At 62.1% G+C, this 18,198-nt stretch carries 17 protein-coding genes; 10 read left to right on the forward strand and 7 right to left on the reverse strand.

Annotated features, from left to right (window positions below; all coding sequences use genetic code 11):
* Window positions 1-94 precede the first annotated feature (94 nt).
* Window positions 95-1,048 (reverse strand): bacteriophage abortive infection AbiH family protein, encoded by a 954-nt coding sequence (locus tag LBW87_RS13545; protein WP_225202019.1) that lies wholly within the window; start codon window positions 1,046-1,048, stop codon window positions 95-97.
* Window positions 1,049-1,156: 108 nt separating this feature from the next.
* On the opposite strand from LBW87_RS13545, the gene LBW87_RS13550 reads away from it, so the two are divergent.
* Window positions 1,157-2,215, forward strand: a complete 1,059-nt coding sequence (locus LBW87_RS13550; RefSeq protein WP_225202020.1) for a DUF3800 domain-containing protein — start codon at window positions 1,157-1,159, stop codon at window positions 2,213-2,215.
* Window positions 2,216-2,377: 162 nt separating this feature from the next.
* Here the strand turns inward: LBW87_RS13550 and LBW87_RS13555 are convergent, their stop codons facing one another.
* From LBW87_RS13555 to LBW87_RS13570, 4 genes are all read right to left on the reverse strand, one after another.
* Window positions 2,378-2,860, reverse strand: coding sequence for an aminoacyl-tRNA deacylase (locus LBW87_RS13555; RefSeq protein ID WP_225202021.1), 483 nt, complete (start codon window positions 2,858-2,860; stop codon window positions 2,378-2,380).
* A 134-nt stretch (window positions 2,861-2,994) separates the two neighbouring features.
* On the reverse strand, window positions 2,995-3,159 hold the full coding sequence (locus LBW87_RS13560) for a hypothetical protein (protein ID WP_413927648.1): 165 nt from the start codon (window positions 3,157-3,159) through the stop codon (window positions 2,995-2,997).
* A 373-nt stretch (window positions 3,160-3,532) separates the two neighbouring features.
* On the reverse strand, window positions 3,533-4,456 hold the full coding sequence (xerD, locus tag LBW87_RS13565; protein ID WP_225202022.1) for a site-specific tyrosine recombinase XerD: 924 nt from the start codon (window positions 4,454-4,456) through the stop codon (window positions 3,533-3,535).
* Between the two features lie 7 nt (window positions 4,457-4,463).
* On the reverse strand, window positions 4,464-4,922 hold the full coding sequence (locus LBW87_RS13570; RefSeq protein WP_225202023.1) for a methylated-DNA--[protein]-cysteine S-methyltransferase: 459 nt from the start codon (window positions 4,920-4,922) through the stop codon (window positions 4,464-4,466).
* On the opposite strand from LBW87_RS13570, the gene LBW87_RS13575 reads away from it, so the two are divergent.
* Window positions 4,921-5,256, forward strand: a complete 336-nt coding sequence (locus LBW87_RS13575; RefSeq protein ID WP_225202024.1) for a hypothetical protein — start codon at window positions 4,921-4,923, stop codon at window positions 5,254-5,256. The two genes, LBW87_RS13570 and LBW87_RS13575, sit on opposite strands and share 2 nt — an antisense overlap.
* Window positions 5,257-5,342: 86 nt before the next feature.
* Here the strand turns inward: LBW87_RS13575 and LBW87_RS13580 are convergent, their stop codons facing one another.
* Window positions 5,343-6,341 carry a TRAP transporter substrate-binding protein gene (locus LBW87_RS13580; RefSeq protein WP_225202270.1) on the reverse strand — a complete coding sequence of 333 codons (999 nt, stop codon included), beginning with the start codon at window positions 6,339-6,341 and terminating at the stop codon, window positions 5,343-5,345.
* A 207-nt stretch (window positions 6,342-6,548) separates the two neighbouring features.
* Between LBW87_RS13580 and LBW87_RS13585 the strand changes: the two genes are divergently transcribed.
* Together LBW87_RS13585 and LBW87_RS13590 are read left to right on the forward strand one after the other, a co-directional pair.
* Window positions 6,549-8,567: a PAS domain-containing sensor histidine kinase gene (locus LBW87_RS13585; protein ID WP_225202271.1), complete on the forward strand. Its 2,019-nt coding sequence runs from the start codon at window positions 6,549-6,551 to the stop codon at window positions 8,565-8,567.
* A 44-nt stretch (window positions 8,568-8,611) separates the two neighbouring features.
* Window positions 8,612-9,202: a response regulator transcription factor gene (locus tag LBW87_RS13590; RefSeq protein WP_225202025.1), complete on the forward strand. Its 591-nt coding sequence runs from the start codon at window positions 8,612-8,614 to the stop codon at window positions 9,200-9,202.
* 7 nt (window positions 9,203-9,209) lie between these two features.
* Here LBW87_RS13590 and queG read toward each other — a convergent pair whose 3' ends face one another.
* Complete coding sequence (queG, locus tag LBW87_RS13595; protein WP_225202026.1) at window positions 9,210-10,292, reverse strand: tRNA epoxyqueuosine(34) reductase QueG; 1,083 nt, start codon at window positions 10,290-10,292, stop codon at window positions 9,210-9,212.
* A 40-nt stretch (window positions 10,293-10,332) separates the two neighbouring features.
* Here queG and tsaE point away from each other — a divergent pair, with 40 nt between their 5' ends.
* From tsaE to LBW87_RS13625, 6 genes are all read left to right on the forward strand, one after another.
* Window positions 10,333-10,818, forward strand: coding sequence for a tRNA (adenosine(37)-N6)-threonylcarbamoyltransferase complex ATPase subunit type 1 TsaE (gene tsaE / locus LBW87_RS13600; RefSeq protein ID WP_225202027.1), 486 nt, complete (start codon window positions 10,333-10,335; stop codon window positions 10,816-10,818).
* The gene (locus tag LBW87_RS13605; RefSeq protein ID WP_225202028.1) at window positions 10,782-12,134 is read left to right on the forward strand and encodes an N-acetylmuramoyl-L-alanine amidase; all 1,353 of its coding nucleotides are present in this window, start codon (window positions 10,782-10,784) and stop codon (window positions 12,132-12,134) included. The genes tsaE and LBW87_RS13605 overlap by 37 nt, the downstream gene beginning before the upstream one ends.
* 246 nt (window positions 12,135-12,380) lie before the next feature.
* Window positions 12,381-13,901, forward strand: coding sequence for a TolC family protein (locus LBW87_RS13610; protein WP_225202029.1), 1,521 nt, complete (start codon window positions 12,381-12,383; stop codon window positions 13,899-13,901).
* Between the two features lie 33 nt (window positions 13,902-13,934).
* Window positions 13,935-14,735 carry an efflux RND transporter periplasmic adaptor subunit gene (locus LBW87_RS13615; protein ID WP_225202030.1) on the forward strand — a complete coding sequence of 267 codons (801 nt, stop codon included), beginning with the start codon at window positions 13,935-13,937 and terminating at the stop codon, window positions 14,733-14,735.
* Window positions 14,732-16,093: an efflux RND transporter periplasmic adaptor subunit gene (locus LBW87_RS13620; RefSeq protein ID WP_225202031.1), complete on the forward strand. Its 1,362-nt coding sequence runs from the start codon at window positions 14,732-14,734 to the stop codon at window positions 16,091-16,093. Before LBW87_RS13615 ends, LBW87_RS13620 begins: the two co-directional genes overlap by 4 nt.
* Complete coding sequence (locus LBW87_RS13625) at window positions 16,090-18,195, forward strand: HlyD family efflux transporter periplasmic adaptor subunit (protein WP_225202032.1); 2,106 nt, start codon at window positions 16,090-16,092, stop codon at window positions 18,193-18,195. Before LBW87_RS13620 ends, LBW87_RS13625 begins: the two co-directional genes overlap by 4 nt.
* Window positions 18,196-18,198: the final 3 nt, after the last annotated feature.

Below are 18,198 nucleotides of genomic sequence, written 5' to 3' on the forward strand. Positions count from 1 at the left end.
TTAATTGTAGGAAGCAAGAGGCAGCTTACGTCTATCTAACTCTAGACGGTTTGGTGACGATCAGCGCGAGAGAACCCAAATTTTTCAGACGGTGTTATAGAGCATCCCAGGATATCGGAACGGCGCCCCCCCTGCGAAGACCCATGTCAATCAGACGAGCTTCTTTCTCCGGCCACTCTTCTATACGCCGACAAGCAACCACCCACTGCGAAGCGGCAACACTTGGCTGTCGCAGCAGCGCACGAAAGTAGACTTCGTCCACCGTTGAGAGGGAATGGCCCAATACTAGGACCCTCTCTGTGTTCGTTAACATGTCAAAGAATAATCGGTTCTGCGCAATTAGCTCCTTTGAAGGTTTGAATGTAGCCGAAAAGTAATCATCAATAATGTTATTGGCTTCAGCAAGGCGGGAATCCAATTCCTCTATGTCCTCACGGTCGTTCAGCGAACGACGTGATTCAGGAGCCCAAGCATGTCCCAGCACTAGGTTCTGATCGGGATCATCGGCACAGCCGTGGATATGCAAAACCTGCCGCTGGGCGATGCCGTAGACCTTGTGTAACGTGCTTGTATAGTTGAAGGTCAGATATTGCGCTTGCGGGTCTAGTGACAGCCGACGCACTGCGCTAATCGCGGTCGGAATCTGGAGCGAACGAATCCAGGTGCCGAAAAGCTTTCGTAATCGCGCCGAGAGTCGCTCAACCACTTGTTCCACTTCGTACTGGAAATCGTGGTGTCCAGAGTCACTCCAGTCTGCATCGCCATAGGCACTCATGAAATGGCCGAGGTTGTTACTAAGCATATCGGCATCGAGTTCGGCTAGGGAACACTCCAGGTCGCACCAGTCTTCTCCTGCAGGAAGATATTCTTCGACGTCACGATGGATGTCGGAATCCGTATTAAGAACGTTCGTTTTGAAATCCCGCAGGCTCGAAGGTATGCCGTGCCAAAGATCGAAACCATTCCCAATGACGTAAAGTATAGTTGGATGCGTAGTTTTATCTGTCGTCACGGTGATGAGATATAAGCATGTTCGGAAATAAAGCATATGCTACCGTCAATTACATACTTCTCAAGGGGCACTCATGACTGTCGCTGACAATGTCATTGCCCGTCTGATATAACCGCAATCTTTAGCATGTCTAGAAAGCTTTAAATGGAGTGCTTCCGGATTGATGAAAGTGGCTACACCGGTTTCGATCTTCTGAATCCGGATCAGCGGTTCCAGGGTGCGACCGCAATTGCTATCGACGACAAGGATGCGCTGCGTCTGATTCAGGAGTATTTCCCAAAGACACAAGCGGTCGAGCTCAAGTATCGGAGCCTTGCTCGCCGACAGTCCAATCATCCCCGCTTACTGGCACTGCTGGAGCACGTACTTACGCAATACAAGTGCGTGACCTACGTCTGCGACAAGCGCTATCTGCTGCTCTTGATGTTCGTTGATTATGCAGTTGAGCCGTACTACTATGCGCGCGGCATCGACTTCTACCAGAACGGACAAAATTATTCATTGGCATCCCTGCTGCACAAGGTGGGGCCGTCGCTCTTCGGCGAAGATAGCTTTGAACACATGCTGGCAAGCTTCCAGCGTGCGGTTAAGGAAAAGACGCCGGCAGCACTTACTGATCTCGTTCAAGCGGCCCGTGCCACGCGATGGCAAGAGCTGCCGGAAGCGCTAGGGCCGTTAGCAAAGTATGCATGCCCAGAATGCCTTCAGGCAATCGCTACTCCCGGCGTCAGCACTGATGCAGCTTTAGTAGTACTACAGTCCTTGATTAGCCGAATGGAGGTCATGACCGACGGCCCCTATCGGGTCGAACATGATCAGTCGAGGAATTTGCTCACCTATCACGACTTGCTCCAGCGCTACATCCACCATGAAGATACGGTCACATTTCGTCAGTCCGAGATTGCCAGTTTCACCTTCCCACTCAAGCTGCAGTCTGTGACCCAAGTCGACTCCAAAGGTAGCCCGGCCGTGCAGCTAGCGGATGTAATTATTGGAGCGACCATTGAAGCAGCAAATTCGCTCACGGGACAACGTGTCGGTGCACTAGACGCCGATTCTGTCTTAGCTTTATATGCTGATCTCCAATTGATTTATCTGATGCCATCGATTGACTTTGAAGAACAGAGGCGTTTCCGACAAGGGACGCAGGCTTCGGAGGTCATTGATTACTTTGCGGAACATTTCCACAAGCCGTGGCTGTGAATGGTGAGCGACCGGCCATTGTGACTACGAGCTAAAAGCCTTCCGACCAGTAATAAACCTCCAATGCGTAGCCCGTCCAGGTAGCCATCGTGTTGTCCAGCCAATCCCGTTTGAGGGTTCAATTCATACCGAACTGGGTGTCCACGAGCACCGAAATACGCACTAATTCGATACGTCCACGAGCTTTATATCGAGTACTCTCAGCAATTCACTTGGAGAAATGCTGACCAAGAAACCTCGTCTGCCGCCATTTATGTAAATCTGCGGCAAATCCAGAATGCTGCGCTCTAGATAAATAGGCATCTTCTTTTTTGTGCCGAACGGGCTCGTTCCGCCAACAAGAAATCCCGTGTGACGGTTCGCGACTTCTGGGGTACAAGGTTCAACTTTTTTACAGCCGACTTGCCTAGCTAGTTCTTTTGTCGAAACCTTATAGTCCCCGTGCATAAGAACAATCATAGGGCGCTCGAATTCGTCTTCCATGATCAAGGTTTTAATTACGATATGCTCGCTCACCCCTAACGCGAGTGAGGATGCCTTGGTGCCTCCGTTAACCTCGTATATATAAAGATGGCCTTGATAGGTGACTTTATGATCCCTCAAGTACTTTGTTGCCTGAGTTTCAGGACCATTGGTATTTTTCATTTTTCTTGTAACTGCCCCGAACTGGATATGGACAAAATCTAGAAAAAATCATGGAAATTTGAAAAATAATATGGACATACCTACTTTCGCTCAAGCTCATGTGGAACGCGGCTTTCAAGGATGTCCATAACTATTCAACTAACCCGTATTGCGTGCTCGGGCACGCCCAGTTCACGCGAGGACACCGAAGTGCCGCCATGCTCTTCATAGTGATACGGATGCTCGCTGAAGCTCACCCCTTGCTTGCGCAGGAACTGCGTGGCCGGGGTCTCGGAGATATGCTCTTTTCTGGAACTCATGAATGTGTGGTGTCGCCCGGCGCTGCGCTGGTGCACAGTCGCCGCCATGGGCGCACATTATGCCGCAAGATCATGGCCTTGCGCGCTCGTGCCCCGAATTGGGAACTAGGGCCTGTTCACATTGAATCTGCGAGATGCGTTGCCCCCAGAGGGCGTGCTGGCAAGGCGCGCGGCAAGGCTGGTGGTGGCGCCACCAGCTTTGCCGTGCAACGCGGCCAGCGCGCCCTCTGGGGGCAACCCTTCGGGAGAGGCCGGCAAGCGTCGCCTGCCGTTGTTGCAGCTCCTTGCCATAGCACCACTATGGCGCGTCGCTACGCCTAGCCAGACAACGCTTGCCGACCTCTCGCACTCGCAGATTCAATGTGAACAGGCCCTAGCCACGCGGATGGTGCTGCGCATGCAGTTGCTTGAGGCGCTCACGCGCCACGTGGGTGTAGATCTGCGTGGTCGAGATATCGGCATGCCCCAGCAGCAACTGCACCACCCGCAAGTCGGCGCCATGATTGAGCAGGTGGGTGGCAAAGGCATGCCGCAGGGTATGTGGCGACAGGCGCCCCGAAATACCCGCCAGCAAGGCATGCTTCTTGATCAGGGTCCAGAACATCTGGCGCGTCATCGGACCGCCGCGCGCAGTCACGAACAGGGCGTCGTCGACCTGCCCGGCCATGATCTGCGGCCGCGCTTCGGCCAGGTAACGCGTAATCCATGCGCCGGCCTCTTCGCCAAAAGGCACCAGGCGCGTCTTGTTGCCCTTGCCGGTGACCCGCAACACGCCTTCGTTCATGCCGACCTCGATGCTCTTGAGCAGCACCAGCTCGGACACCCGCAGGCCGCTGGCATACATCAATTCGATCATGGTCCGGTCGCGCAGGCCGAGCGGCGTCGACACATCGGGCGCGCCCAGCAAGGCCACCACCTGCGCCTCGGACAGCGTCTTGGGCAGCCGCTGCGGCTGGCGCGCCGAGCGCATCTTGATGCAGGGATCGACGCTGATGCGATTCTGTCTCAGCGCCAGCTGAAAGAAGCGCTTGAGCACCGCCAGCCGGCGATTGGATGAACTGGGCTTGGTTTCGTCGTGGCGGGCCGCGAAATAGGCATTGAGATCGTCGGCCGAGCTCGCCAGCAGCGGCTTGCCATGGGTCTGGTGCAACCAGTGGGCATACAGGGTCATGTCGCGCCGGTAGGCGTCCAGTGAATTGCGCGACAAGCCGTCTTCTAGCCACAGCGTGTCGCAGAATTCGTCGATGGCGTTGCGGCTCTCCGGCGGCGCTTCGATTCTAGGTGTGGTGCGTCCCATCGCTTCCTCAGTAGCCCTGCACGCCTTCGTGACGCAGCAGCCAGCGCTTGACGTCCAGGTGGAAGTGCTCGACATCGTCGTGCGCCGAAAACCCGCCCAGCCCACCGGCGGCGGTGACCCGATGACACGGCACCAGCAGGGCAAACCAGTTGGCCCCGCACGCCTGGCCCACCGCGCGCGGCGCCGAACCGATGCGGCGCGCGATGTCGCCATAGGTCTGCACCCGCCCCACCGGTATGTCGTCGATGGCGCGCCATACCCGCTGCTGGAACGCGCTGCCCACTTCCGCCCGCGGCAGCCTGAAGCGAAACTGCGGATCATCGAGGTAACGCGCTATCTGCTTGACGGTCCTGGCCGCCAGCGCATCGGTGGCGGATTTCTCGGCGAAACTCGGTTGCAGGTAGACCAGCTCGCTGAGCACGCCGGCGCTGGTGCGAATGCCGATACCCCCGAACGGGGTGTGCATGACGGCAGCAAAATGGGCGGTGAGCGGGGACGCGGGCTGGGGCATCTTGAATTGGGTGGGCGGCGGCATGTCGGCCAGTGCCCGCTATTCTAAGCAATCCGGCGCCCGAAAAGAAAAAAGGCGCATCAGCGATGCGCCTTCAAAACTCCTTGATGCATTCCCGGCCGTTCAGACAGCTTCATCGAATGCACGTCTCCTCAGTTCCCCGGTATCGATACCGTTTGTTATGCACCACCCACTTGTATCCGGTTGCCGGGCTGGCAAATTGCGCTTGCCAATTCAGCAAAGCACGCACTTTAGCAAAACTTTTGGTCGCTTCAAAGCATTTTTTTGATGTGCAAAAAGTGCATTAATGCAACTCAACAGACATCACACAAATTTCGAGCAAAGCCACGCCGGTTGGCGCTTTCGCCGATCGAATCATTTCGCGGCAACAGCCGCAGCTTCACGATTGACGGCGGCAATCAGATCGCGGCCGATGCGGCTTTCCATCTGCTGCTGCACCGGCAACAGCGCCTGTCGCCATTCGGCCTTTTGCTGGTCCGACAAACGGTAGATGGTGGTCTTGCCGGTCTTCTGCACGGCGGCCAGCGCGGCCTCGTTTTCTTGCAGGGCGATGGCGTTGGCGTAGCGGGTCGCTTCCTTCATCGCCCCTTCCAGGGCGCGCCGGATATCGGACGGCAAGCCATCCCAGAACTTCTTGTTGACGATCACCGCATAGCCCAGATAGCCGTGGTCCGACAGCGTCACGTGCTTCTGCACCTCGTGCATCTTTTGCGTGTACAGGTTGGAGGGCGGGTTTTCGGTGCCATCGACCACCCCGGTCTGCAATGCCTGGTAGACCTCAGAAAAGGCCAGCACCTGCGGGCTGGCCCCGAGTGCGCGCATTTGCGCATCGAGCACCTTGGAGGACTGGATGCGCATCTTCAGGCCACGAAAATCGGCGGGATTATGCAGCGGACGATTGGCCGACATCAGCTTGAAGCCGTTATCCCAATAGGCCAGCCCGGTGATGCCCTTGGGCTCCAGCTTCTTGAACAGCTCGCGACCGATCGGGCCTTCCGTGACCCGATACAACACTTCCTTGCTGGGGAAGATATAAGGCAAGTCGAACACCTCGAACTCCTTCACCCCCAGCGGGCCGAACTTGGCCAGCGACGGCGCCAGCATCTGCACCGCGCCCAGCTGCAGGGCTTCCAGTTCTTCCTTGTCCTTGTACAACGTGCTGTTGGGATAGACCTCGACCCTGACCCGGCCGCGGGTGGCCTGCTCGGCCAGCTCCTTGAAACGCTCGGCGCCCTTGCCCTTGGGCGTGTCGGCCGAGACCACGTGACTGAACTTGATGACGATCGGCGGCTGCTGCGCCTGGGCGCTGCCGGTGTCCCTGCTGCCAGAGACGAAGATAAGCACGGCGGACATCACGCGCGCCAGGAAATGAAACTTCATGGTGTCCCCTGCGACCTTCGAATGATATTGGTGTTAACCGTCTCGGCGACCTGCGCGGATTCTGCCCAGGCCGCGTCATCGCGGGCAACTGTGGATAACCACATCGGGCGCTGCGCCAGGCCCATGCTGCGCTGCGTCATGCTGGCGCTGGCCGCCGGCCCCCGCTACACTGGCGACGACATGAAACCGCCCGCCATCAACGCCCAGCCCACCGCCGCCTCGCTGCTGCTCGCCCCCAGCCGCAAGACCACCATGCGCTGGCTGATCCCTTTCCTGCTGGTGCTGCTGTTTTTGCTGACGCTGATCTGGTTGCCGCGCCAGGCGCAGCAGATGGAAGCCAGCGAACGCCTGGAACAGTTGATCGCCGATTCGCTATGGGTGGAGCAGGCGATCCGTTTCCAGCTCAGCCGCGACGATGAAAGCATGCGCATCATCGGCCGCGAGATCGTCAACAACCACCTGCACCAGGACCAGTTCCGCGCCCGGATCAATGCCCTGCTGCGCAACAACCGCGAATTCTATCGGGTCACATGGCTTAATGTCGAGGGTAAACCGGTGGCGTCCAGCGACGACTTCCCGATCAGCCGCAGCGATCTCTCGGAACCGTCGCGCATGACCGAGCAGCGCGCCCGCCAGATGCGTCGCCCGCTCTACAGCCCGCCGGCGGTGCCGCCCGGCATCGCCGAGCCGACGCTGATGGATTACCACGTGCCGATGTTTCGCGATAACCATTACGTGGGCAGCCTGGTGGCCAGCTACGCGGTGGTGCGCATCCTCAATGAAATGGTGCCTTGGTGGTTTGCCCAGGACAATGAGATCTCGCTCACCGACACCGACGACAGCGTGATCGCCCGCCGCACCTCCGGCGGGCCGGGCCTGAACGTCTACACCCACCGCCGCGAACTGGAGTTGCCGGGGCTGACGCTGGTGCTGCATACCAACAGCACCAAGAGCGCCCCAAAGCTGTTGCCGAACCTGCTGGTGGGCTCGGTGATCGTGCTGTCGCTGGGACTGCTGTGGAGCCTGTGGGCCCTGTGGCGCGACATCAACCGCCGCACCCAGGCCGAGGGCGCGCTCTGGAAAGAAGCCGCGTTCCGGGCGGCCATGGAAAACTCGCTCATCACCGGCATGCGCGCGCGCGACCTGCAGGGCCGCATCACTTACGTCAACCCGGCCTTCTGCAAGATGGTGGGCATCGCCGCCGAGCAGCTGGTGGGCAAGATCCCGCCCATGCCCTACTGGGCGCCGGAGGCCATCGACGAATACCAGGAGCGGTTTTCCAACGTGCTGGCCGGGCGCATCACGCCGCAGTTCGAAACCATCTTCCAGCGCAGCAATGGCGAACGCTTTCCGGTGCTGATCTTCGAGGCCCCGCTGGTGGACCAGAACGGCAAGCAGACCGGCTGGATGGGCTCGATCCTGGACATCTCCGAACGCAAGCGCGCCGAAGACCTGAACCGGACCCAGGAAGAAAAACTGCAAGCCAGCGCCCGCCTGGCCAGCATGGGCGAGATCGCCTCAACCCTGGCGCACGAACTGAACCAGCCGCTGGGCGCCATCTCCAGCTATGCCACCGGCGCCCTCAACATGGTCAAGCAAGGCAGCCTGGAGCCGGCCGCGCTCACGCCGGCGCTGGAAAAGATCCACGCCCAGGCGCAACGCGCCGGGCATGTGATCCGCAGCGTCCACCAGTTCGTGCGCAAGCGCGAGCCGGCCCGTTCGCCGCTGCAGATCAAGCAGCTCATCGATAACGTCACGCCACTGATTGAACTGCAGGCGCAGCAATTCTTCGTGGTGCTGCAGACCCAGGTGCCGGTGCCGCTGCCCGATGTGCTGGGCGACGCCGTGCTGCTGGAACAGGTGATACTCAACCTGACGCGCAACGGCATCCAGGCGATGACGGCCAGCGCGCCTGAGCGGCGCATCCTGCGCATCGTGGCCGAGGTCGACCGCAGCCAGCCGGGCAACGAGGCGGTGCTGGTGTCGGTCATCGACCAGGGCCACGGAATTGCCGAAGACGTCGCGGCAAGGCTGTTTTCGCCGTTCTTCTCGACCAAGGCCGAGGGCATGGGGATGGGCCTCAACATCTGCCGCACCACCATCGAATTCCACGGCGGCACGCTGACCTACACCGACAACCCGGCAGGCGGTACAATCTTCCGGTTTTCGCTGCCTGCCCTGGGCGCAGCGACCGCATAAGCCCCTCAACTCCACGCGTCACGCGTTTGCCAGCCCCCCATTCGATGCTGCACATAGTCGACGACGAAGAAATCATCCGCGATTCGCTGACCTGGCTGGCGCGCTCCCGCAACATCGCCGCCATCAGCTACGACAGCGCCCAGGCGCTGCTGTCGGCACTGGACCATGCGGCAGCCTTCGACACCGATGGCGAATGCATCCTGCTCGATGTGCGCATGCCCGACATGAGCGGCGTGGCGCTGTTCAACCAATTGGCGGCGCGGGCGCTGACGCGGCGGCGGCCGGTGATCTTCCTGACCGGCCATGGCGACGTGCCGATGGCGGTCGACATGCTCAAGAACGGCGCCTTCGACTTCTTCGAGAAGCCGTTCAACGACAACCAGTTGATGGACCGCGTGCTGCAAGCGCTGGAAAGCTCGCGCCAGGCCGGTGAAGACGCCGCCGTGCAATCGCGCCTGGCGGCATTGTCGGCGCGCGAACGCGAGGTGCTCGACCTGATCCTGGCCGGCAAGATGAACAAGGTGATCGCCGACGAGCTGGGCATCAGCATGCGCACGGTCGAAGTGCACCGGGCGCATATCTTCGACAAGATGAACGTGAAGACCGCCGTCGAGCTGGCGCGGCTGCTCAAATAAGCGTTTTTCAGTCCTGGTGGCGGGCCAGCGCCCATGCCACGTGCTCCCGCACCATTTCCGACGGATGTGAGCTGGCCTCCTGCAAGGCCGCCAGGATCGGCGCGCTGCCGCGATGCTGCGGGTCATCGGCCGCATTGCCCAGGCCCACCGCCAGGTTGCGCAACCAGCGCTCATGGCCGATGCGCCGGATCGCGCTGCCCTCGGTGTTCTTCAGGAACTGCTCTTCGCTCCAGGCAAACAGCTCCAGCAGGCTGGCGCTGTCGAGCCCGTGGCGGGCATCGAAGTCGGGCAGCGTGCTGCGCTGGGCAAACTTGTTCCAGGGGCAATACAACTGGCAGTCGTCGCAGCCGTAGATGCGGTTGCCGATCAACGGCCGCAGGTCGGCCGGGATACTGCCCTTGAGTTCGATGGTGAGGTACGAGATGCAGCGCCGGGCATCCAACTCGTAGGGCGCCACGATGGCCTGGGTCGGGCAGACATCGATGCAGGCCGTGCATTGTCCGCAGCGCGGCGTCATGGGTGTGTCGACCGGCAACGGCAGGTCGGTCAGGATTTCACCCAGGAAGAACATCGAGCCGGCCTCGCGATGCAACAGCAGGGTGTGCTTGCCGCGCCATCCCAGGCCCGCCTTTTCGGCCAGGGCGACCTCCATCACCGGCGCCGAATCGGTAAAGACGCGGTAGCCAAAGGGGCCGGTGCGCTCTTCGATGCGGCTGGCCAGTTGCTGCAGGCGCGCCCGCAATACCTTGTGATAATCGCGCCCCCGCGCATAGAGCGACACCTGCGCCATCTGCGCATCGGCGCTGCGCGCGCTTTCGCGTTCGCGCCAGTCGTCGCCGCTGGCCGCCGGCAGGTAGGGCATGCGTGCGGTGATCACCCGTATCGTGCCCGGCACCAGTTCGGCCGGGCGGGCGCGCTTCATGCCATGGCTTGCCATATAATCCATCTCGCCGTGATAGCCGCGGTCGAGCCAAGCCTGGAAGCCGGCCTCGCGATGCGACAGGTCGACATCGGCAATGCGCAACTCGGCAAACCCGAGCTCCTGGCCCCAGGCTTTGATGTCGACGGCGAGTGCAGCAAGATCGGTCATGAAACGAAAAACATCCGTCAGTAGGGACAAAGGTTAGAACATGCAGCGCCGCCAACTTCATCTGCCCGACGAAGCCGCCACCGTGCGCCTGGGCGCAGACCTGGCCCAGGCATTGACGCCGGGCCTGGTGCTGTACCTGCACGGCGACCTGGGCGCCGGCAAGACCACTTTCACCCGCGCGCTGCTGCATGCAGCCGGTTACCAGGGGCGGGTCAAGAGCCCTACCTATACGCTGGCCGAGCCCTATGAGGTCAAGCTGGCAGAGCGCATGGTAACAGTCATCCACTTCGATCTCTACCGGATGGCCAGCCCGGAAGAGTTCCTGGATGCGGGGTTTCGTGAACATTTCAACGAAAACACCATCTGTGTCATCGAATGGCCGGAAAAAGGTGACCCAGTGTTGCCTGCACCGGACATAAAGCTCACCCTGGTACTCGCAGCCCACGGCCGTGATGTAGAATTATGCGCGTTGTCCGACAAGGGTCTTGAATGCCTCGCTCGACTGAAATTCGCTCCGAATCTGTAAAGTCCAAAAGCCGCCGCACTGTTCTCAAAGCCGGCGGTGTCCTGTTCGTCTCCGTGGTAACCCCATTGCCTGCCTGCGCCTCGCAGATCCTGGCGGTGCGGGTCTGGCCGTCCGACGACTACACCCGCGTCACGCTCGAGAACGACAGCAACCTCAAGGTCACTCACTTCGTGGTCAAGGACCCGGAGCGCCTGGTGGTCGACATCGAAGGCATCGATCTCAACAGCACCCTGAAGGACCTGGTGGCCAAGATCCAGCCCAACGACCCGTACATCAAGCAGGTGCGCGTGGGCCAGAACCGGCCCAGCGTGGTGCGCCTGGTGTTCGACCTGAAGGACGAGATCAAGCCGCAGGTGTTCACGCTGGCCCCGGTGGGCGAATACAAGTACCGCTTCGTGATCGACCTGTATCCGTCCAATCCGGCAGACCCGATCGCCGCGCTGATCCAGAAGGGCGACTGGCTCAAGGACACCCCGCGCGAGCCGGCCCAGGCGCAGGCGCCGGTCAAGCCTGACCCGGCACCGCTGGCCGAGGCCAAGCCGCCGGCCGAGGAACGGGCCGAGAAGAACCCGAAGGTGGTCCAGGAAGAGCCGCGCATGCAGCTTAACCGCATGATCACCATCGCCCTCGACCCCGGCCACGGCGGCGAAGACCCGGGCGCCACCGGCGCCCGCGGCAATCGCGAGAAAGACGTGGTGCTGTCGATTGCCAAGCGGCTCAAGCGCAAGATCGAGCAATACCCCAACATGCGCGTCATGCTCACCCGTGACGCCGACTTCTTCGTCCCGCTGGGCATGCGCGTGGTCAAGGCGCGCAAGGTGCAGGCCGACCTGTTCGTATCGATCCACGCCGACGCCTTCGTGCAGCCCACCGCGCGCGGCTCGTCGGTGTTCGCCCTGTCCGAAAAGGGCGCCAGCTCCACCGCCGCCCGTTGGCTGGCCAACAAGGAAAACTCGGCCGACCTGATTGGCGGCGTCAACATCAAGACCCACGACCGCCAGCTCGCCAGCGTCCTGCTCGACCTCTCGACCACGGCCCAGATCAACGACAGCCTGCGGGTCGGCAATGCGGTCCTGAAGGAAATCGGCGGCATCAACCGCTTGCACAAGGGTGCAGTGGAACAGGCCGGCTTTGCCGTGCTGAAGGCGCCGGACATCCCCAGTATCCTGATCGAGACCGCGTTCATCTCGAACCCGGAAGAAGAAGCCAAGCTGACCGACGAGCGTTATCAGGACCAGTTGGCCGATGCCATCCTCACCGGGATTCGCAAGTACTTTGCCAAGAATCCACCGCTGGCCAAGAACAAGCTGACCTGACGCCTCTTGCCACCGGTGCCCGCTGCGAGCGCCGGTGGCCTATTGCCGAAAGAGCAAAACTAAGCCTCAAAACCGCGTCTCCTTTGCAGATCGACATCTGCACGGTTTCATTAGACTCGTCCCATGGCGGAGGATCACCCCTCCGGCTCTACGTGCGGGGGCGCGTAAGACATCCATCATCATCAATTACCCCGCGGTTTCACATCGACTAATCTACACAAAGGTTTAGTAATGGAAGCTATGCGGTTGAACGGTCTTCGTTCGTGTTCCTGCTCGTCTGTCATCCTGCGTCGACTCAAGCCTACGGGCGCCGTGGCCATGCTGCTCTCGGCGCTGGTGCTGGCGGGTTGTGGCGCAGTCAGTGTGCAACCCTATTCCGAAGCCGAACTGAAGGCGCTCACGGCAACTGACCGCGCCACCGCGCAGCAGGACGTGCCACCCATCAGCGCGCCGCTGACGATGGAGCAAGCCATCGCACGCGCGCTCAAGTACAACCTCGAGCGCCGCGTCAAGATGCTCGAAGAAGCACTGGCCTTCGACCAGCTCGACACCGCCACCTGGGACATGCTGCCGCGTTTCATGGCGCAAGCCGGTTATAGCCGTCGCAACAAGGATCTCATCACCAGCAGCGTCGATTCGGTCACCGGCCAGCCATCGCTGGCGCATCCCTATGTGTCCTCCGACCGCGCGCATACTACCTCCGACCTCGGCCTGACCTGGAACCTGCTCGATTTCGGCCTGAGCTACATCGCCGCCAAACAGCAGGCCGATCGGGTGCTGATCGCCACCGAACGCCGCCGCAAGGCCATGCACCTGCTGTTGCAAGACGTGGTCACTGCCTTCTGGCGCACCGCCAGCAACCAGAAGCTGAGCGAACAGGTGACCCAGACGATCATCAATGCCGAAAGCGCCCTGGAGGATGCGCGCCGCGCCGAATCCGAACGCGTGCGCTCGCCCATCGACGCCTTGCGCTACCAGCGCCAGTTGCTGGAAAACCTGCGCCTGCTCGAAACCATCGAGCAAGACCTGGCTGCCGGCCGACTGGAACTGGCGCAGTTGATCAATGCACCGCCGGGCATGCATTTCCGGGTGGTGGAGCCGGACGAACGTCTCTCCACCCCGCTATTGGGCATGCCCATGCAGCAGATGGAAGAAATGGCCATGACGCATAACGCCGACATCCGCGAGCAGCAATACAACAGCCGGATTGCGGTGGAGGAAACCAAGCGCGCGATGTTGAAGCTGTTTCCCAACCTGTCCTTCAATACCGGCATCCGCCACGACAGCGATCGCTACATGATCAACAACACCTGGAACGAGACCGGCCTGCAGCTCTCGTACAACATCTTCAACCTGCTGGCCGCGCCCTCGCAGAAAAAACTGGCCGAAGCCGGCGTGAAGCTGGCCGACCAGCGCCGCATCGCCACCCTGATGACCGTGCTGACCCAGGTCTATCTCTCGCGCATGCAATACGAGACCGCCTATCGCCAATATCTGCGCTCGGACGAAATCTGGCATGCCGACGAAAAGATCGCCGAGCACAGCCGCAACCGCGAACTGGTGCAAACGCAGAGCCGGCTGGAACTGGTCTCCAACAACGCGGCGGCCATCGTCAGCATGCTGCGTCGCTACCAGTCCATGGCGCAGGTGCAGAACATGCGCGGCAAGCTGCAGGCCACGCTGGGCATGGAACCCGAGATCGGCAGCGTGGATGAACTCTCGCTCGATGAACTCACCCGGCAGGTCGCAGACGGCCTGCAGCAATAAGCGCAGCTGGGTAAATAGACCATAAGGAATACCATGCCTGGATTGCCTCTCGGCTGCCGGCGCCGGCTTTCGGCGAGCCTGCTGGCGCTTGCGCCCTGCACGCTGGGACTGGCGCAACCTGCTGCCCCCGCGTCGCCGGTGGCGGCGCCGGCGACGCCGCGTTCGGCGATAGAAAAGCAGGACATTCGCGCGCAACTGGCGCCGCGCCGCTACACCACGCTGGCGGCGGAAGTCGGCGCCAAGATCAATCGCATCGAGGTGGCCGAAGGCGCACGCTTTCATGCCGGCCAGGCGCTGATCCTGTTTGACTGCTCGTTGCAGCAGGCCCAGTTGCAAAAGGTCAAGGCAGCGCTGGCCGGCGCCGACCAGACCTATAACGCCAACCGGCGGCTGGCCGAACTGAACTCGATCAGCAAGCTGGAGCTGGAGGTGTCGCAGGCCGAAGCCAACAAGGCGCGCGCCGATGTGTCCTACATGAACATCTCGCTGGACAAATGCCGGCTCATCGCACCGTTCAATGGCCGCGTGGCCGAACAGCGTGCCCGCGAACAACAATATGTGCAGCCCGGCCAGGCGCTGCTCGATATCCTCGACGACTCGCTGCTGGAACTGGACTTCATCGTGCCCAGCAAATGGCTGATCTGGCTCAAGCCAAACCAGAAGCTGCAGGTCGCCATCGACGAGACCGGCAAGCAGTATCCGGCCAGGATCCTGCGCATCGGCGCCCGCGTCGATCCGGTCAGCCAATCGATCAAGCTGACCGCCGCCATCGACGGCCAGTTCGATGAATTGATGGCGGGCATGAGCGGCAAGGTGCTGATCGCACCGCCATGAGCGAACAGGCGACCGCTGCCGCACCGGGTCGGCATCCATTGCTGGTGCTGCTGGACCTGGGCCGTCGCGCCCGGGTCGCGCGCAGCAGGGCGGAATTGAATTTCCTGATGGTCAACGACAGTCATGCATTGGCCCCCTATCGCCAGGCCGCCCTGTGGCTGGCCGACCGTGGCGTGGACACCCTGTCCGGCGTGGTCGAGCCCGAGGCCAATGCGCCTTATGCGCTATGGCTGGACCAGGTCTGCCGCTGTCTGGCCGGTAGTCAGCCACAGGCGCTGGCGGTCGGGCCGTACACCCTGCCGCCGGTACTGGCCGGGCAATGGTCGCAATGGCTGCCGCCCTATGGCCTGTGGCTGCCCTTTGACGGCGGCGGCCTGCTGCTGGCGGCCGATACGCCATGGGACGAGGAAAGAATCGCCCTGTTCAAGGAATGGGGCGACACCTGGCACTACGCCTGGACGCGCCAGCAGACGAGCGCATCGCCCTGGTCCTGGCGGCGCCTGGGGCATGCGCTCAAGCAGGTATCGATGCCCGATCCGGCCAAACCCTGGTGGCGCCAGCGGCGCCTGCTGGCGGCCGCCCTGGTGGTACTCGCGCTGCTGTGCCCGGTGCGGTTATCGGTGCTGGCGCCGGGCGAACTGGTGCCGGCCAACCCGGCACTCATCCGGGCGCCGCTCGACGGCATCATCGCGCAGTTCCAGGTGCAGCCCAATGAGGCGGTCAAGGCAGGCCAGCCGCTCTTCAACTTCGACGAGGCACCGATCGCGACGCGCCTGGAGATCGCCACCCAGGGCCTGGCCACGGCCCAGGCCGAATATCGCCAGTATGCCCAGCAAGCCTTGTCAGACCCCAAATCCAAGATGCAATTGGCCAACCTCGGCGGCAAAATCGAAGAAAAGCAGGCCGAGGCCGATTTCGCCCAGGACCAGTTCCAACGCTCGCGCGTGGTCGCGCCGCAGGCCGGCATCGCGCTCTTCGACGACCCCAGCGAATGGATCGGCAAACCGGTGCAGACCGGCGAGCGCATCATGCGCATCGCCACGCCCGGCGAAGTAGAGGTCGAAGCCTGGCTGCCCATGGGCGACGCCATCCCGCTGGCCGACGAGGCCGAGGTCAAGCTGTACCTGGCATCCTCGCCACTGTCGGCGGTGCAGGCCTGGCTGCGCTATGTGGCGCACGACGCCGTGCCGCGTCCCGATGGCAGCTATGCCTATCGTGTGCGTGCACGATTGGCGGCGCGCTCCGAATGGCGGATCGGGCTCAAGGGGACCGCCAAATTGTCCGGCCCCTGGGTGCCGCTGGTGTATTGGATGCTGCGCCGGCCACTGGCCGTGATCCGCGAGCATGTCGGCCTATGAAGATGCCGCTGCCCGCCCTGCGTGAAGAACTGGCGCTGCTGGCCGGGCCGATGCTGGCCGACGGCCAGCCCAGCCACACCCTGCACGACCCGGTGCGCAACCAGTTCTTCCAGATCGACTGGCCGACCTTCGAGATGCTGCGCCGCTGGCCTCTGGGCGAAGCCGGCGCCGTGGCCGATGCGGTCGGCCGTGACACCACCTTGCAGCTCGGGCAGGACGATGTCGAACAAGCGCTGCTGTTCCTGCGCGAGAACCAGTTGCTGCGACCACCGGCCGGCGCCAGCGCCGACTATGCCGATCGCCTGCGGCAACGGCGCGGCAGCTGGGGCCATCGCCTGCTGCACAACTACCTGTTTTTCCGGGTGTCGCTGGTGCGGCCCGACGCCTGGCTGGCGCGCTGGACGCCGCGCCTGTCGCTGTTTCATTCGCGGCTGTTCCTGGGCCTGACGCTGGCGGCATTGGGCTGGGGCACGATCGAGATTTTCCGCCAGTGGGACGCGTTTTCGGCCACGCTGGTCGATACCATCTCCTGGCGCGGAGTGCTCAGCTACGGCATTGCCCTGACTGCGGTCAAGGTGCTGCACGAGTTGGGGCACGCGATGACCGCCAAACGCTTTGGCTGCCGGGTGCCGACCATGGGGGTGGCTTTCCTGGTGCTGTGGCCGGTGGCCTATACCGACACCAACGAAGTCTGGAAGCTGACCGACCACCGTCAACGCCTGGCGGTGGTCGGCGCCGGCGTGCTGACCGAACTGGCGGTGGCGGCATGGTCGACGCTGGCCTGGGCGCTACTGCCTGAAGGTACCTTGAAGTCGCTGGCGTTCCTGCTGGCGACGACCACGCTGATGGCCACACTGCTCATCAACGCCAGTCCGTTCATGCGCTTTGACGGCTACTTCCTTCTGTCGGATTGGCTGCAGATACCGAACCTGCACGCGCGCGCCTTCGCACTGGCGCGCTGGGACCTGCGCGAACGCCTGTTCGCGCTGGGCCAGGCAGCGCCGGAACATTTCCCGCGGCCGCGCCGCATCGGCCTGATCCTGTTCGCCTATGCGACATGGATCTACCGGCTCACCGTGTTCCTCGGCATCGCCGCACTGGTGTACGCGTTCTTCATCAAGGCCGTCGGCATCTTCCTGTTCATTATTGAAATCGGCTGGTTTGTGCTGCGCCCGTTTTCACAGGAGCTCAAGGCCTGGCAAACGCTGTGGCCTGCCATACGGCATAGCCGCCGTACCCGCGTCAGCGCTGCCATCGCCCTGCTGCTGGCGCTGTCGCTGGTGGTGCCCTGGCCGGCCCGCATCAGCACCTCGGCCTTGCTGCGACCGGCCATGCAACTGGTGCTGTATGCGCCGCCAGGCGCGCAGGTAAGCGCCATGCCGGTGACCGAGGGCCAGCATGTCGCGGCCGGTACCCTCTTGCTGACACTATCGTCGGCAGAGTTGGAAGGCCGTCTGCGCGCAGCCAGGGCGCGCGAGCGCAGATTGCAATGGCAGATCAGCTCGGCGCCCTTCGATCCGGAACAGCGCGCACAGTGGCAAGTGGCACAGGAACAGTTGGGCGCGGTGCAAGCCGAGATCGCCGCCATCCAAGCCGATGCGGTGCGCTATGCGCCGGTGGCGCCCTTTGCCGGCGTGTTGCGCGACCTGTCGCCAGACCTGCGAGCGGGCGTGTGGCTGTCGCGCCAGGAACCGCTGGCGCGACTGGTATCGGACCAGGGTCTGGCCGTGGTGACCTATCTCGACGAGGACCAGATCGGCCAGGTCAGGATCGGCGACAAGGCGCGCTTTCACGCCGACGCGCCCGAAGGCCCTTCGGCCACGCTGGAGGTGACCGGCATCGACCGCGACGCCAGCCGCATCCTGCGCGAACCGGAACTGGCGAGTCTGTTCGGCGGCACCATCATCGCCCGTGAAAAGAACGGCCAGATCTATCCCGAGCGCCCGGTCTACCGCGTCACGCTGACGGCGGGCGATGTGCGCGACTCGGCCAGGCAACACGCGTGGCGCGGCACGGTCGTATTGGACGGCCAGTGGGCCGTGCCGGCCTGGCGCTACCTGCGTGGCGCACTGGCGGTCATCCGCCGCGAGGCGGGTTTCTGATAC

The organism is Herbaspirillum sp. alder98 (assembly GCF_020179755.1).
Lineage (GTDB): Bacteria > Pseudomonadota > Gammaproteobacteria > Burkholderiales > Burkholderiaceae_D > Herbaspirillum.